Source organism: Candidatus Villigracilis sp. (genome assembly GCF_057083605.1).
In genome coordinates, this window is sequence record NZ_JBXMTI010000035.1 from 14,140 (window position 1) to 28,782 (window position 14,643).

The window sequence follows — 14,643 nt, forward strand, 5'->3', positions numbered from 1 at the left end:
AACCTTGCTTGTTGGATGAATAAACTATTTTTCTTTGCCATCCTGTTCCAGTAAGACTTTTGCTTTCTTGCGAAGAACCTCCCGGGACTCGCGATATTCCTGTTCTTCAATCTCCTCCTTTTCATAAGCCTCGTCTAAACAAGCGATTTCATTGATAGCCTGATTGAAATCCATTTCAGTATCTGGTTGATCGTCAACCTCTTCGTCTAACTCATCAGACCGGCGCCACCACCAAATTCCATAGCCCATGATCACAAGACCAAGACTTCCAACACCAGTGGCAAGCGGAATGGCCGAAACTTCTGTACTGTTGCTTTTGTCACCCTCAACGAATGAGACCTCGACAATTTTCCCTATACTTATGTTTGAAAAGGAATAGACGAGATAGGAATTGCCGTCTTCAAGTGTCATTCGTTCCGGCCCAGCCAGGCCCGTTCCCTGAAGCGAAACATTTGCATCCTCTTGCACCAGAAAGTTCATACGAAGGATATTCAATGGCGAAATATACCTATATATTCTCTGTTCGGAAAAAGGAGTCAGATAACTGACTACGATCTGCGCCGATTGTGTTCCAGGCAGGACGGGATAGGTGTCAGCAAATCCTCCATCGAATTTGACAAAGCGGTTCTGGTCATCGGGTTTGAAAAAGATAAAATCAGCATCGGGTGGAAGCGGGAATTTGAGCGTTGCCGATTTATCTCCATCCAATTTGTAAACATCCTTAACCGTGCGTTCACCGTTATTAGAAAGTATATATATCTCCTTTGTCTCCAGCCCGTCTTCAGCGTAGTTGAACAGCACGTGCATTTGATTCACCTGCACATCCGATACATCAGATGTGCTTTCGTAAACTGGCACATCGATTACGGCCTGCAGGGATTTCATGTCCGACGGAACTGTATCCGAAAAATAAGTTACTCCGTCATAGATCGCCATAACAGCATATTGAGAGTTTGCATCAAAGGGCACATCGCTGAAAAAGAACGAACCATCCGCCTGGGATTGCCCATGCAGCATCCCGGCTCCTGTGTCATTCTGAAGAATGTGCAACATCACATCCGATACGCCTTTCACCATTGCCCCGCTGTTCTGGTTGATGATCGTTCCTGTGACTTTACCCGTTGAGCCGGCAGGCGGCATCTCAGTTTGTGCAAGAACAGGATAAGTTGTTATTACTGATAAAGCCACCATACTGATCACTAAATAAATAGCGATTCTCTTCATGGCTAAACAACCGCTTCCGCTCGGACCTCGAGCCTGATTCCGCAAGACGGACAGAATTGATCATTCGCCCGAACTTTTTTCCCGCAGGATGGACACAGTTCGTTCTTAACTGGCGAACCGCACTTGGCGCAAAAATGTTGACCAGCCTCCATGGGTGTGCCACACTTTTCACACGCAGCCTTCGCTTGATGCGCCGCGCGGCGAGTCTGGATTAATGCTTCGAGTTTGCGGTCTTCTTCTTGTTGTTGTTCGATTACCTGAGCTGCCTCGACCATCAATCGTGCTCTCAGGGGTGTGTAATCTTCCTCATCCACCTTGCCAGTTTTGAAATCAAAATCAAGATCGCGCAAGGCCGATATGACCGTCTCGCGTTGGCCTTCCTTTTTTATGTGGAGTTTTGGAATCTGCGCCTCTTTCCGAAAATTTTTTCGAAAAGGCAGGCTGACAAAATATAGCGAAGCGCCAAGCAGTACCAAACCGATCAGAATAGAAGGTATTTCCATAACAAATGCTCCGTGGTTAATCCATTTCGCGAATTTCGCGCTCGATCTTTTTCAATATCTCATCCGGGATCTGAGGCAGTGGGGCGGAAATTGCTGGGGCAGTTTTCTGCTTCCGCCAATTCCTCAGGATTTCATAGACAATGCCCAGCCCAAGTAATATCGCGATTAGCGGCAGGAACCAAACCAAGGAGGTGAATCCTTTCCGCTGTGGTTCAGCCAGTACACGCTCGCCGTATTGTGCAACAAAGTAATCAATAACCTGTTGGTCGGTCCAACCTTCAGACAACTGATCACGGATTTGCGCGCGCCAATCCTCACACGCCTTGGTCTCGCAGACATCCAATAGTGTGTTGGGGCAAACCGGGCAATAGAGTTGCTTGGCGACTCGGTTGACATCGTTGGCAGTGGGATAACCAGGTTGCCCCTCCTGTGCAAACACTGCGGAGGCCACAAAAAGACTCGCCAGGATCGTGATCAAAAACAATACAAGTTTTCGTTTTATATATCGCATGGCAGACCTTCTTATTTAAGGCTGAGAAGTGATGACTTCCGGCTTGAGAACATAGGTGGCTTCGCGTTTGAGGGGATTGCTCCAGGTCGCAATCAGTGTGCCTAAGATCATCACGATGCCGCCGATCCACACCCAGTTGATCAGAGAGTTGACGTAGATCTTGAAAGTTGCAGATGTTCCGTCGTTGTTCCAGTCCAGCAACATCACATAAAAATCCATGCCAGGCGTTGAATAGACGCCGGGTACAGTGACAGGTTGCTCCTGAACAATGAAGAAATCGCGGCGTGGATTCACCTCGCGGATCAGCTTCCCATCCTGATAAACGAGCCCAACCGCTTCCACAATATCCCGGCCATCCGAACCGGGATAACCCAGCATTCTTTGGAACTCGAACTCATAGTTGCCAATGCTCAACGATTCGCCTTGCGAAATCGTTCCCTGGGTTTCCAGTTTGAAGAAGGCATCGCCGATAATGCCCGTCGCGATCAGCACCACGCCGAGGTGGATGATATATCCACCATAACGGCGATGATTGCGTCCGATCAGGTTGAATAATGCGGTGAACACATTTTCGCTACGTGTTGCATGCCGCGCCTGAACGCCTTTCCAAAATTCAGCCAGGATCAAGCTCAGGGTAAATGTAACCAGCCAAAGGCCGAAGATGGAAGCGGGGTGCATCCGATGGGAGAATCCCCAGATGGCGGTTATCCCAAGCGAGGCTACAAATGGAATCCAGATCGTTTTCCCAAGTGTACGCGCAGCCTGCTTGCGCCATGCCAGGAGCGGAGCGACTCCCATCAACAAGACGAGCACGAAGAAGAGCGGCCCAGTCACGCGCTGGAAGTAAGGGGGACCGACGGTGATCTTGGTGCCGGTTGCAAGTTCACTGATGAGCGGAAAGACCGTCCCCCAGAACACTGCAAAAGTGACTGCAAGGAAGAGCATGTTTTGCAGGACGAATGCTGCTTCACGTGAAATGAAACTTTCAAGCGTATGTTCTGATTTCAACGTATCCCAGCGCAGGTAGAGGATGGTCAATGAACCGAGGAAGGTAAGGCCAATGAAGATAAAAAAGGCCGGGCCGAGAGCGGTCTTGGAAAACGCATGGACGGAACTGATCACGCCAGTACGGGTGATAAAAGTACCGAACAGAGAAAGTGAATAAGTAAGGATGATGAGTGCCATATTCCACTTTTTCATCATGCCGCGCTTTTCGGTCATCATCACCGAATGAAGGAAAGCCGTGCCAGTCAGCCAGGGCATGAGCATGGCATTCTCAATCGGGTCCCAGCCCCAAAAGCCTCCCCAACCGAGCACATCGTAGGCCCAGCGTCCACCAAGGATCAGGCCGATGGTGAGGAAGATCCATGCAAATAGTGTCCAACGGCGGGTGGTGAGAATCCACTCGTCTTTGCGCGATTGACCTGTCATCAACGCTGCAATGGCAAAAGCAAAAGGAATGACAAAACCGGTAAAGCCGAGGTAGGTGGTCGGTGGGTGGCCGATCATGCCAAAGTGTCGTAAGAGCGGGTTCAATCCATTTCCATCCTCTGGCAAGTAAGACATCGCATTGCCAGGCTGGAACAGGGCCTGGGTCAGTTCAGCTGCCCCTTCGACATGCCATAGGCGCATGAAGGGATTGGTAATGAAGAGCACCAGACCTACAAAAAAGGTGGTCGTAAACATGGAAACAAAGATGACGTAGGGCATTAATTCGCGATCTCGTTCCCATTTGCGCAGCAGGACAATACCGACAAACCCAGCCATCAGCCAGGCCCAGAAAAGCACCGAGCCCTGTTGACCACCCCACAACGCAGTCACGCGCAGGAATGAAGACATGGCGCGGCTTGAAACATCGTAAACATATGCAAGCGAGAAATCAAAGGTGTACAGTGCATATACAACGACAAGGACAGAAACGGTCAGCAGCGGGAAGACTAACAGAGATGCGTTTCGTGCGCTGTCCACCCAGGGCGGGCGTTGATACCATCCTCCATATAGCGAGGCAAAGGTAGAGTAAAAGCTAAAGATAAAAGCAATCGTGAGGGCGATCAAGCCAATGTCAGCAAGCATGGAATACTCCAAATTTTATGGATATGGTTCTGCCAATAATTCTTCGATCTTTTCATCGAGTTGAGGGGATTTCATCGGGCCAATGTGAACACCGCGCAATTCACCATTCTTGGCGACGAAGAATGTTTCTGGAACGCCCTGAATGTTATATGCCTGTGCGATGCGCGTACCAATGTCCGGGCCGTTGAGATAAGTAATGTCAAATTCATCGATGTACGCCAGCGCTTCTTTTTCCGTATCCACCCAATCCACACCGATGAAGACCACGCCTCTGCCTTCATACCTGCGCCAGGTCGCTTCCAAATAGGCCGCCTCTTCCCGGCAGGGTGGACACCACGAGGCCCAGAAATTTACGATCACCACCTGGCCGCGCAGATCGCTCAACGTCACTGTGCGTCCGTCAAAATCAGTGATTGTAAAGTCAGGAGCCATGCCGCTTTCGCGCGGGCCCGCTTGTGCTTTTTTCAACCCCAAGGCCAACAATCCCAGGATTGCCAGAATAGCCGCAAAAGCGATGATGATCCCGATATTGTTACGGCGGGCAGTCGGAGGTGACTGCACTTCCTCTTCGTTTGTTGATAGCTGGCTCATGGCAGCTTATCTCGCTCGGGGGCGGTTGCGATGGGTGAATGATGTTGGTGTTGGGAATGAGGTTCGGTTGAGGAATGCTCATGTCCCATATATTTCATCATTAGCAAATGTGAAATTGGGCAGAGCAGGATCATTCCATAGAACAATACATTGCTCAATGGAATTTTGAATAAAGATACCGCTGCAATCCCTGCAATCGGGATCAAACAGCATAAGATCATGATCCATACGTGTGACTTTTTCATGGGTAATCCTCCAGGATTTGTTTGAGTGCTTCATCTGCAATGGAAGGTTCAGCTGCCAGCCAGATGATTAGATTTTTTGATTGGAAATAAAAATGCTTTTGCCCCATCCCATCTAATGCATAGACCGTTCTCCCGCCATTCTTGAATTCCTTTATTGGAGTAAAGGGCGATCCGCCTGCTGATATTTTGTCTCGCATGGCGCTGACCATATCTGCGGCCATGAAGTTGAATGGTGCGCCACCAACCCACAGAGCTGCCTTTTGATCACCGTATACCCCAACTGCGCCCGAGGTTAGAGGAAAGTGGTTCTTGTGCAGCATGTCGAACTCTTCGGTTGCCTGTGTTCCCGTCATTTTTGTGCTGAGGGATAAACCCGCAACCTGATCAGGTAAAAAGGCGGCTGTTGGATGAGTCATCAAGTTGTTGAAATATATCCACATTCCCGCGGCAAAAAACAGCAACAAGCCAACCCCGACTAAAGTTATTGAAGCAACACGTTTCATCGAAGTCTATTATCAATTTCAGTGCGAACTTTCACAAGCGCTAAAAGGCGCGTCGGCCTCATAGGCAATTTTGCGTATCCATAAAGTTGAAGAGTCTGCAATTGGGAATAGCGAGTCAAATTGCTTATATAATGATGATGCCGCACGAATTTATAGTCTCTTTTGGCGATAGTCTTGAACTGGATCAAGCCGACCTGTCGGACTTGCGTGTTCATGATGGTTTTTCGTTATTGTGATATACCCAAATTTATAGAGCGAGACACAATGAAATTAATTAAACTATTTAGCATTCTGTTTGTGGTTATTCTTCCGCTGATTTTTTATTCACCAGTCACAGCCCAGGATGGGGAAGAGGATGAGCCTTACTATATCGTTCAGGAAGGCGATTCGCTTTGGGAGATCGCGGCGCGTTTCGGGGTAACCCTCGAGGATTTGCAACAAGCGAACAACATCACTGATCCCGGCCAAGTAGTAATTGGCGCTCGTTTAGTGATCCCGGGTTTGACCGGTGTAGGCGGACATTTAGATACTGTCACAATCGCTTATGGAGAGACCATTCGCAGCTTAAGTCGTCGTTATGTTCTTTCAGATGCAACCCTGGCCCGCTTGAATCACATTGTCAGTCCTTCTGAGTTATTTGCTGGTGCAACACTGATCGTCCCCCTAACGGAGAATCAAAATTCATCCTCTGCAGAACGCGTTAATTTAGCCTCGGGCCAGTCTATGCTGGAACTATCTGTACTGCGTGGCGAAGACCCCTGGTCACTGGCGCTGGATAATAACTTGCCGGGCACATGGGCAGGTCTGCCGGGTGATGTGCTCCAGGTTGCCGGTGAATCTCCAGCGGAAGCGTCAACTGGTTTGCCGGGAGCAATCACAAAGGTCGAAGTGGAGCCGCTGTTTATGATCCAGGGTGGGACAACGGTGATCAAAGTCTATGCACCGCCGGGTATTAAGATGAGTGGCTCGCTGGTTGATCGCGCCTTGAATTTTTTCCCGCAGGATTATGGCTATGTTGCACTACAGGGCATCCATGCCATGACGTCACCCGGTCTTTATCCACTGACGTTAGAGGGTGAGCTATCCGATGGAGAACACTTTTCTTTTTCGCAGAATGTGCTTGTTCAGGATGCGAACTTTCCTTATGATCCCAGCCTGCAAGTTGATCCGGTCACCGTTGACCCGGCAGTGACGGGGCCTGAAAGTGAACTGTGGGCATCATTGGGCATTCCCGTCACACCAGAGAAAATGTGGGATGGGCTATTTTCGAGTCCTGTGCCGCCTGAATTCACTCAATGCTGGCCTTCCCTTTTTGGCAATCGGCGCTCATATAACGGCAGCACTTATGACTATTTCCACAGCGGTCTGGATTTCTGCGGGCAGGTTGGAACTGAACTTTATGCCAGTGCGCCCGGCAAAGTTGTTTACACCGGCGAATTGACTGTACGCGGGGGTGTTGTGGTGATTGACCACGGTTGGGGAATTTATACAGCTTATGACCACCTCTCAAAAATCCTTGTTCAAGTGGGTGACATGGTTCAACCCGCACAAGTGATCGGGTTGGGTGGAGCAACAGGCCGCACGACAGGGCCGCACCTGCATTGGGAGGTGTGGGTGGGTGGTGTCCAGATTAATCCCGCAGACTGGTTGGCGCGTGCCTATCCTTGATAAGCCAAAGCACTTATCCGCGAACAGGCAAAAACGCGCTTCGGTATTCTCTGCTAATCTCATACAATCAATCGAAATGATCTCCCTGTAAAGAAGATTCATCCTTGTATTGAAGAGAGGCGCCATGCCAAGCCGGTTGACTCAAATTCTGAAATTACTCACCGTTGTGCTTGTCACTATTTTCATTGTCGGTGGCGCGGTACAGTTACTGGCTACTGACTCGTATCTGGCTTTCGAATACGGCAAGGCAAGTTTTCCGCCTGACCCATTTGGTTACACTCAACAACAGCGTTTCATCCTTGCCTCAACCAACATTCATTATGTGCGCGCGCATCTGCCCGGTGACGAGCTCTCAAAACAATTCCTGAACGGTTTGCCTGTTTACAATCCACGCGAAGTGTCACACATGGCAGACGTACTGGCAGTCTTTCAATCTGTTTTGCATGTCTGGCGGGTTGCCCTCATTCTGCTCATATTACTGAGCTTCCTCCTTTGGGAAAAAGGAGAGCGGAAGGCGCTCGCTTCAGCAATTCAATCGGGCGGACTGTTGACTTCCGGGATCATCCTGTCAATTGCCTTACTGGCAATCTTCGGCTGGCAATTTTGGTTTGAAGCATTCCATCTGTTTTTCTTCAAACCGGGTTCATGGCTGTTTTCCTATTCCGATACGCTCATCCGCCTCTTTCCGGTGGAGTTTTGGTTCGATGGAACACTGACGATTGCTATTCTAAGCCTGGCCACAGGATTATTGTTTGCTTTGGTTGGTTGGCGTGGAAGGCGCGTGCTGGCAGAAATGCGTACTTAGGAAAGCAACCTATTTGCAGCCAGGTTGAACGCCAAAAACATTTGTGAAGGTAAGCCCGGCGAGAGATTGCCGGGCTTTTTGAGTAGCTAGTTTTGCCTATATTGGTCGCGCCGATTTGCGCCCATGCCCGAGATGGATGATCTTATTCTATGTCTACGAAAGGAAATGTGACATGAACACTGAATTGATCTTTCGTATCGCGCTGGCAGTTATCGGGACTATTTATACTGCCATCCGTATTTATTACACGCGCCTAGCCATGCAATCGGATAGGAGTTTCTTTCGCCCACGCGGTGACCTTCGCCAGCTTATGTTTGGCACATTGGGCTTTTTGAATATTGTGCCAACAGTTATCTACATCGTTGCGCCTGAGCAGCTTGCCTGGGCGGCGCTGCCCTTGCCATCAGGCTGGCGATGGCTGGGCGTTGGTTTAGGTCTGGTAGGCATCTTTTTCCTCCTTTGGGTTCATCATACCCTCGGTAAAAACTTCTCTGTGCCGGGAGTTATGAAGGAACATCAGTCATTCATTACGGTCGGGCCATACCAGTTGGTGCGGCATCCCATGTATACAGCCCTCTTTCTTGTCACCATCGTCTATTTCCTGATCTCAGCAAACTGGTTTATTGGGCTGATCTGGACTAGCTGGATTGTTGGTACCGTCGTCAGCATGATTCGAGACGAAGAGGCCGCTTTGATCGAGAAGTTTGGTGATGAGTACCGGGCATACATGCAGCGCACAGGTCGTTTTTTGCCGCGCATATTCCAAGGCTGAATGAAAAGCATTCATCTCAAACTCATGAACAATTTGGGGTAGATAACTCAGCACCTGCGCACTCATAGTTGCATTTCAGTTCAGACCAACCCCGGCAGTTACTTATCGGCTTTTCATTTCAAATAGGTAGTTTTGCCTACATTAATTGCGCTGTTTTGCGCTTCTGCCCTGACTCGTTCGGTACTATATTGTAAATATGCATAAATCCATTACTCCAAAAGGAAACTGACCGTGTCTCTTGCGCGTCGTAATCTCTTTCATGACAAAACCCGTCTAGCTCTAAGTATTTTCGGCGTGGCTTTGGCTGTCATGCTGATCCTGATACTCAAAGGCTTTCTGACCGGGATGAATCGTCAAATCACCTCGTACATCGACCATTCGCCCGGCTCGATCATCCTGGCGCAGGAGGATGTGGTCAATCTGCTCGGAGCAACCTCCCTGTTGCCAGAGGGAATCGCCCAGAGAGCAGAAACAATTCGAGGCGTGGATGAAGCGGTCCCCATCCTCTCACAGTTTGTCATTCTCGACTTGCATGATAAAAAACAACCTGCTTACATGATCGGATATGAACCAAAGCAGGGCGGCGGTCCCTGGGAACTGACCGCAGGACGCGAGCCGCGTTCGAAGCGGGAAATAGTCTTTGATCGTATTTTCGCTGACCGCCATGACCTAAAACTTGGAGATGAGGTTGAGGTCATGGGAAAAGACTTCACCGTTGTCGGCTTATCAAATGGGACTACCTCCTGGATGACCAGTTATTTCTTTGTGCGAAAAGAGGCAGCGGAGGATTTACTGTTGGTTTCGGATGCGACCAGCTTCCTGTTGCTAACAACCTCGGATGGTGCGAATCTGGATGACATCATTCAACGATTAAACAATCTGTCCGGGGTTAATGCTCTGACCAAAAAGGAAATGGCTGCCAATGATCTCAAATTGTTTGCTAAAGTTTTCTCGGCCCCTCTCAAGCTAATGGTTGGCATCGCCTTCCTGGTTGGGACAATGATCGTTGGCTTGATCATCTACACCGCTACAGTTGAGCGTCAACGCGAGTATGGTGTCATCAAAGCCATAGGAGCGAAAAATCGCTACCTCTATCAAATCGTGGTGACACAGGCGTTGTTCGCATCGATAGCTGGGTCAGCACTCGGCATCTTGTTGGCGAATGGCGCGGCTCAATGGATCATGTCTGCCCGCCCTCAATTTCTGATCGTCTTCGACCCTGTTGATAGCGGGCAGGCATTGCTTGCCGGCCTGGGCATGGCGTTGATCGCATCCATTTTCCCAACCCGTGTGATGGCCGGCCTTGCACCGGCGGAGGTCTTCCGCAAATGATCAGGCTGGCTTTCCGCAACCTTTTTCAGAACAAAGCCCGCCTCATCATTTCTGTTGGCGGAGTGGCGCTTGCATTGCTGCTCATCCTTTCGCTGGATGCGATATTCACCGGCGTTGAACGACAGGTCACAGCCTACATTGAACACAGCGGCGCAGACATTTGGGTCTCGCAGGCTGACGTGCGTAACATGCACATGGCCTCTTCATCATTACCGGATTCCATCGCAAGGAAAGTGAAGTACGTGCCCGGCGTTGCCTCGGTCACACCCATCCACTATCTGACGAACAACGTGGTCGCGGGTGACGAACGAAATCTGGCATACATTATCGGCTTGCCGGAAAACGCTGAATATGGCGGCCCGTGGAGTATCTCGTCTGGGCAAAGCCTGCCTGCTGAAGGGGAAGCGATCCTTAATCGCAATATCGCTGAGAAATCTGGTATTGCATTGGGTGATGAAGTTGAGATCCTCGGTGATGAATTCAAAGTAACGGGTTTTTCTGAAGGGACTGCAAGCCTGGTCAATTCGGTGGCCTTCATTTCAATGGACGATTTTGAAGAGATGCGCGGCAGTTACGATACCGTCAGTTTTCTGCTGGTGAAAGTTAGTGACGGAGAATCTCCAGAAGTTGTCGCCGCCCGCATTGAGACTCGAGTAAGAGATGTCACTGCCCAGACGAGAAACGACTTTGCCACGCAGGAGCGTCAGGTAATCAAGGATATGAGCACAGATTTGATCACCATCATGAATCTAATTGGCTTTCTCATCGGGTTGGCGGTCATGGCGCTGACCGTATACACCTCCACGCTCTCGCGCCGCCGGGAATATGGCATGTTGAAAGCACTCGGTGCGCGCAACACTGATCTCTACCTGACAGTGCTGGCACAGGCAATATTAAGTGTGATCCTGGGTTTTCTCTTCGGTTTGTCTCTCACATTATTGCTCACGGTTGTGATTCCCATCTTCGGTTCAAACCTTCTATTAGAAGTAAGCCGCGTTTCACTACTCAAGGTAGGCAGTGTTTCTCTGGTGATTGCCGCGGTTTCGGCAATACTCCCTATCCGTCAGATTGCCGGGTTGGACCCGGCCATGGTTTTTCGAGGCAGGTAAAAAATGACAAACTTTCCTTCTCAAGGTGAGACTTTGCAGATCGCTCACGTCACCAAGCGTTACGGCTCTGGTGCAATTGAAGTGACCGCCGTTCGCGATGTATCCTTAACCGTTAGCCCGGGTGAAGTGGTGCTTATCATGGGCCCTTCGGGTTCTGGCAAGACGACGCTGTTATCGATGCTCGGCGCTTTGCTCAAACCAACCGAAGGCGCGATCCAATTGAACGGCACAACCATCAGCGCACTGGCGGAAAATCGTCTGCCGGATATTCGCCTCAAGCAGTTTGGTTTTATCTTTCAAGATTTCAACCTGCTCTCCGCATTGACCGCATTGGAGAACGTTGCGATTGTGGCGGAACTTGCGGGATCCAAGTCTGGTGCAGCGCGACGAAAAGCCGCTTCAATCCTAACTGAATTGGGACTCGGTGAAAGGTTGAATTTTCTACCCGAAAAATTATCGGGAGGCGAAAAACAGCGCGTCGCCATCGCCCGCGCCCTGGTCAATGACCCGGCCCTGATTTTGGCTGACGAACCCACTGCCAACCTGGACTCGAAAATCGGTCACGAGATCATGCGTTTATTGCGAAACATCGCCAAAGAGCAGGGACGCAGTGTGGTCATCGTCTCACATGACCAGCGCATCAAAGACATCGCCGACCGCGTACTGTGGCTCGAAGATGGCGAGTTCAAGGAAACAGTCACCATGGCAATTGACCCGGTATGCGGCATGTCAGTCGAACGTGAAAAGGCGGTCAGTACTGAATGGGGAGGCCAGATATATTCCTTCTGCGCACAAGGCTGTCGGGATGAGTTTGCGAGTGATCCAAAAAAATTCATTGCTGTAATGTTATAGACAGCATTTGCCAAAGAGATTTAATTCATCAATCCGAATTCACTTACAACCTCATGCGCCATTTTGCTTATCGGTCTGACCAGCAAAATGGCGCTAGTGGTTTGTATTCTGAGTCAATATCATCAAGTGAAAGAACCATCAATCCATTTCTCAATCAATACCAGTGACAATCATGAAAAGAAAAATATGAATCGCACATTCAATATTCTATTGATTGTTGGCTGTGTTTTGTCCATCGCGGCCGCCTTTGTAATTTCAGTGCAGCCGGCAGGGACGACAGCCGCACCAGTTTTTGAAAGCGAGACAAACCCCTCACCATCTCTGCCGCCCCTGGATACAAATATCTCGGCCCAGTTTGTAGGTAGTGGAATCACTCGTCGCTTACAGCTGAAAACCAACATCCCAGAGCGTACGTCCAACAAGGTGGTTCAGTACCGGGTGCAGCCAGGCGATTCGCCATGGTCCATAGCGCAGAAGTTCGACATCCAACCGGAAACCATCTTATGGGCCAATGAGAATCTGAATGTGATGGCAGGCAACCTGAGGATCGGTGACACCGTAAATATTCTGCCGGTGGATGGTGTTTTGCATACCGTTCAGGATGGTGATACGCTCGAAACACTGGTAAGGCTCCATGAGACACCCGCACAGGAAATCCTTGAATACTTCGGCAACAATTTTGATCTGACAAAGCCTCCTCAATTGACCGTGGGCCAGCAGATCATCATTCCAACTGGCGTCGCCCCAATCTCATGGTCGGAGGCGCAGGCACCAGGCGTGGCTCTGACCGGCGGATCGAGGGGAGGCTATTCCGGTGAAGTTCCAAACCTTGGAACAGGCTACTTTATCTGGCCGGTCAATACCTATACCCTTAGCCAGGAATACTGGAGCGGCCACCCTGCGATTGATCTGGCCACCGACTTCCGTCAGCCTGTTTTTGCATCCGATAGTGGGATAGTGGTTTTCTCCGGTTGGGACGATACCGGGTATGGCAATATGGTGATCATTGACCATGGCAACGGCTATCAGACCTACTATTCACACAATGAGGCCAATCTGGTCAGTGCAGGGCAAACTGTTGGCAAAGGACAACAGATTGCCGAATCCGGCAGCACTGGCAATTCGACCGGTAACCATGTCGACTTCCGCCTCCTTCTAAACGGTGCCTTCCAGAATCCGTTTGCCTATTTGCCATAATTAGCAGAATGGCCACGCTGCGGGGGAATCTCAATCTACCGGAAGGGAATGTGACGATATTTAAGAACACTAAACTCAGTTGAGCTAGTGGTTGCATTGCCTGTAGCTTGCAGCCCGTGTTTGCCTTAGTATCATGATTGCTTCTCAAACAAACACTCCCCGGCTGGAAAAGCAGGGGAGTGGGGTATGATCGTTTATGAGAAACCATCGAATACCCGTAAACAAGTATTCCGCTGTAGGACGAAACTTATGCCCGTATACAAGATATGTACCCCGCCGGGCAGATTATTCTCAGGCTATGAAGGCAGAAACTGGCGCTAGAACAATAGTTGAACCAAAATCAAAACGAATAAAACTTGGTGACAGTTGCTGTACGCTTTGTTAGCCCCCTGTTAGTTGATTAATATTCTCCAAAATAAAAACACTCGGACTCTATTATTGCACACAATCATTTCCATCACCAGTGATTAAGCCCAACCGCATAACTCCCTCATAGATTTTCTCTCGAAGGTCAGGTGAAGGTAGTGTAGAATTTTGGTTTCCATCTATGAACTCTATAATCATAAATCTGACACCTTGAGCACCCCAAGTAAAATAACGCTCTTTGCGCGTATAAGAATCTAAAATTTTACCATTTTCGCCATGTTCCTTTACGTGGTAACTACTCTCGTCGCTACTTGCAATATAGCCATGGAAACATTCAAGACTTAATTGATTCCACCAAGTCGAAAACTTATATAGATCGTATTTTTATTCTCTCCATTTTTATATGAGCATTCGAATTGAGCTTCTCTAGCATCTACTAATACAATTGACGACCACTCGTATTCTTGGCAAGGTAGATCGGCTGATATTTTCATCAGGATATCTCCTAGCCGCCTACTCTCAGCAGATGGTGTTGACATTGCGGGATCTAATACTGCGGTTGGTGAAAAAGTGGGAGTATCTATGTTTGTCGGGCGCATCAACGGTGAAGGGACAGGCGTGTCAATAACTTTCGGGCTCACTGGCGATGCGGGTCCGGGAGCACATGCTACTATCACGAGCGCCAATAGCGGGAGTGTAAGTCGTGTTGTTGAAATTTGCATGAGATTGAAGAAATCTTTCATCTGGTATGCACAAAATTTGATGGCGGGCTAACGAGACTGTCGAAAAACCCCTAGTTCGAAAAATGTTCTTAAAAATCTCCCACAACAGACTAAAAAATTGCCAAAATGTTGCCAAAGTGTTGTGCGGAACACCAAAAACCAGACGCCTT

At 49.3% G+C, this 14,643-nt stretch carries 15 protein-coding genes; 7 read left to right on the plus strand and 8 right to left on the minus strand.

Translation table 11 applies throughout. The features are described 5' to 3' along the window. Positions 1–24: 24 nt before the first annotated feature. From AC14M5_RS05785 to AC14M5_RS05815, 7 genes are read right to left on the minus strand one after another with little or no spacing between them, the layout of a single operon-like run. Positions 25–1,224, minus strand: coding sequence for a hypothetical protein (locus tag AC14M5_RS05785; protein ID WP_484028693.1), 1,200 nt, complete (start codon positions 1,222–1,224; stop codon positions 25–27). Between the two features lie 2 nt (positions 1,225–1,226). Beyond that, positions 1,227–1,727 (minus strand): zinc ribbon domain-containing protein, encoded by a 501-nt coding sequence (locus AC14M5_RS05790; protein WP_484028694.1) that lies wholly within the window; start codon positions 1,725–1,727, stop codon positions 1,227–1,229. A gap of 16 nt (positions 1,728–1,743) precedes the next feature. Beyond that, complete coding sequence (locus AC14M5_RS05795; protein WP_484028695.1) at positions 1,744–2,238, minus strand: cytochrome c-type biogenesis protein; 495 nt, start codon at positions 2,236–2,238, stop codon at positions 1,744–1,746. 15 nt (positions 2,239–2,253) lie between these two features. Beyond that, complete coding sequence (locus tag AC14M5_RS05800; RefSeq protein WP_484028696.1) at positions 2,254–4,311, minus strand: heme lyase CcmF/NrfE family subunit; 2,058 nt, start codon at positions 4,309–4,311, stop codon at positions 2,254–2,256. A 15-nt stretch (positions 4,312–4,326) separates the two neighbouring features. Further along, positions 4,327–4,902: a TlpA family protein disulfide reductase gene (locus tag AC14M5_RS05805; RefSeq protein WP_484028697.1), complete on the minus strand. Its 576-nt coding sequence runs from the start codon at positions 4,900–4,902 to the stop codon at positions 4,327–4,329. After that, positions 4,899–5,147, minus strand: a complete 249-nt coding sequence (locus tag AC14M5_RS05810; protein ID WP_484028698.1) for a hypothetical protein — start codon at positions 5,145–5,147, stop codon at positions 4,899–4,901. The genes AC14M5_RS05805 and AC14M5_RS05810 overlap by 4 nt, the downstream gene beginning before the upstream one ends. Further along, a complete protein-coding gene (locus AC14M5_RS05815) occupies positions 5,144–5,650 on the minus strand; it encodes a hypothetical protein (protein ID WP_484028699.1) in 507 nt (168 codons plus the stop codon). Before AC14M5_RS05815 ends, AC14M5_RS05810 begins: the two co-directional genes overlap by 4 nt. Positions 5,651–5,914: 264 nt before the next feature. On the opposite strand from AC14M5_RS05815, the gene AC14M5_RS05820 reads away from it, so the two are divergent. From AC14M5_RS05820 to AC14M5_RS05850, 7 genes are all read left to right on the plus strand, one after another. Next, on the plus strand, positions 5,915–7,318 hold the full coding sequence (locus AC14M5_RS05820) for a peptidoglycan DD-metalloendopeptidase family protein (RefSeq protein ID WP_484028700.1): 1,404 nt from the start codon (positions 5,915–5,917) through the stop codon (positions 7,316–7,318). A 124-nt stretch (positions 7,319–7,442) separates the two neighbouring features. After that, the gene (locus tag AC14M5_RS05825) at positions 7,443–8,123 is read left to right on the plus strand and encodes a TIGR01906 family membrane protein (protein ID WP_484028701.1); all 681 of its coding nucleotides are present in this window, start codon (positions 7,443–7,445) and stop codon (positions 8,121–8,123) included. Between the two features lie 172 nt (positions 8,124–8,295). Continuing rightward, positions 8,296–8,895, plus strand: a complete 600-nt coding sequence (locus AC14M5_RS05830; RefSeq protein WP_484028702.1) for a methyltransferase — start codon at positions 8,296–8,298, stop codon at positions 8,893–8,895. Positions 8,896–9,126: 231 nt separating this feature from the next. Further along, positions 9,127–10,227 (plus strand): ABC transporter permease, encoded by a 1,101-nt coding sequence (locus AC14M5_RS05835; RefSeq protein ID WP_484028703.1) that lies wholly within the window; start codon positions 9,127–9,129, stop codon positions 10,225–10,227. Then, a complete protein-coding gene (locus tag AC14M5_RS05840) occupies positions 10,224–11,336 on the plus strand; it encodes an ABC transporter permease (protein ID WP_484028704.1) in 1,113 nt (370 codons plus the stop codon). The genes AC14M5_RS05835 and AC14M5_RS05840 overlap by 4 nt, the downstream gene beginning before the upstream one ends. A 3-nt stretch (positions 11,337–11,339) precedes the next feature. After that, complete coding sequence (locus AC14M5_RS05845; RefSeq protein ID WP_484028705.1) at positions 11,340–12,188, plus strand: ATP-binding cassette domain-containing protein; 849 nt, start codon at positions 11,340–11,342, stop codon at positions 12,186–12,188. A 186-nt stretch (positions 12,189–12,374) separates the two neighbouring features. After that, complete coding sequence (locus AC14M5_RS05850) at positions 12,375–13,385, plus strand: peptidoglycan DD-metalloendopeptidase family protein (protein ID WP_484028706.1); 1,011 nt, start codon at positions 12,375–12,377, stop codon at positions 13,383–13,385. A 987-nt stretch (positions 13,386–14,372) separates the two neighbouring features. Here the strand turns inward: AC14M5_RS05850 and AC14M5_RS05855 are convergent. After that, positions 14,373–14,643, minus strand: a 271-nt coding sequence (locus AC14M5_RS05855) for a hypothetical protein (RefSeq protein WP_484028707.1), incomplete at its 5' end; no start/stop codon positions are given.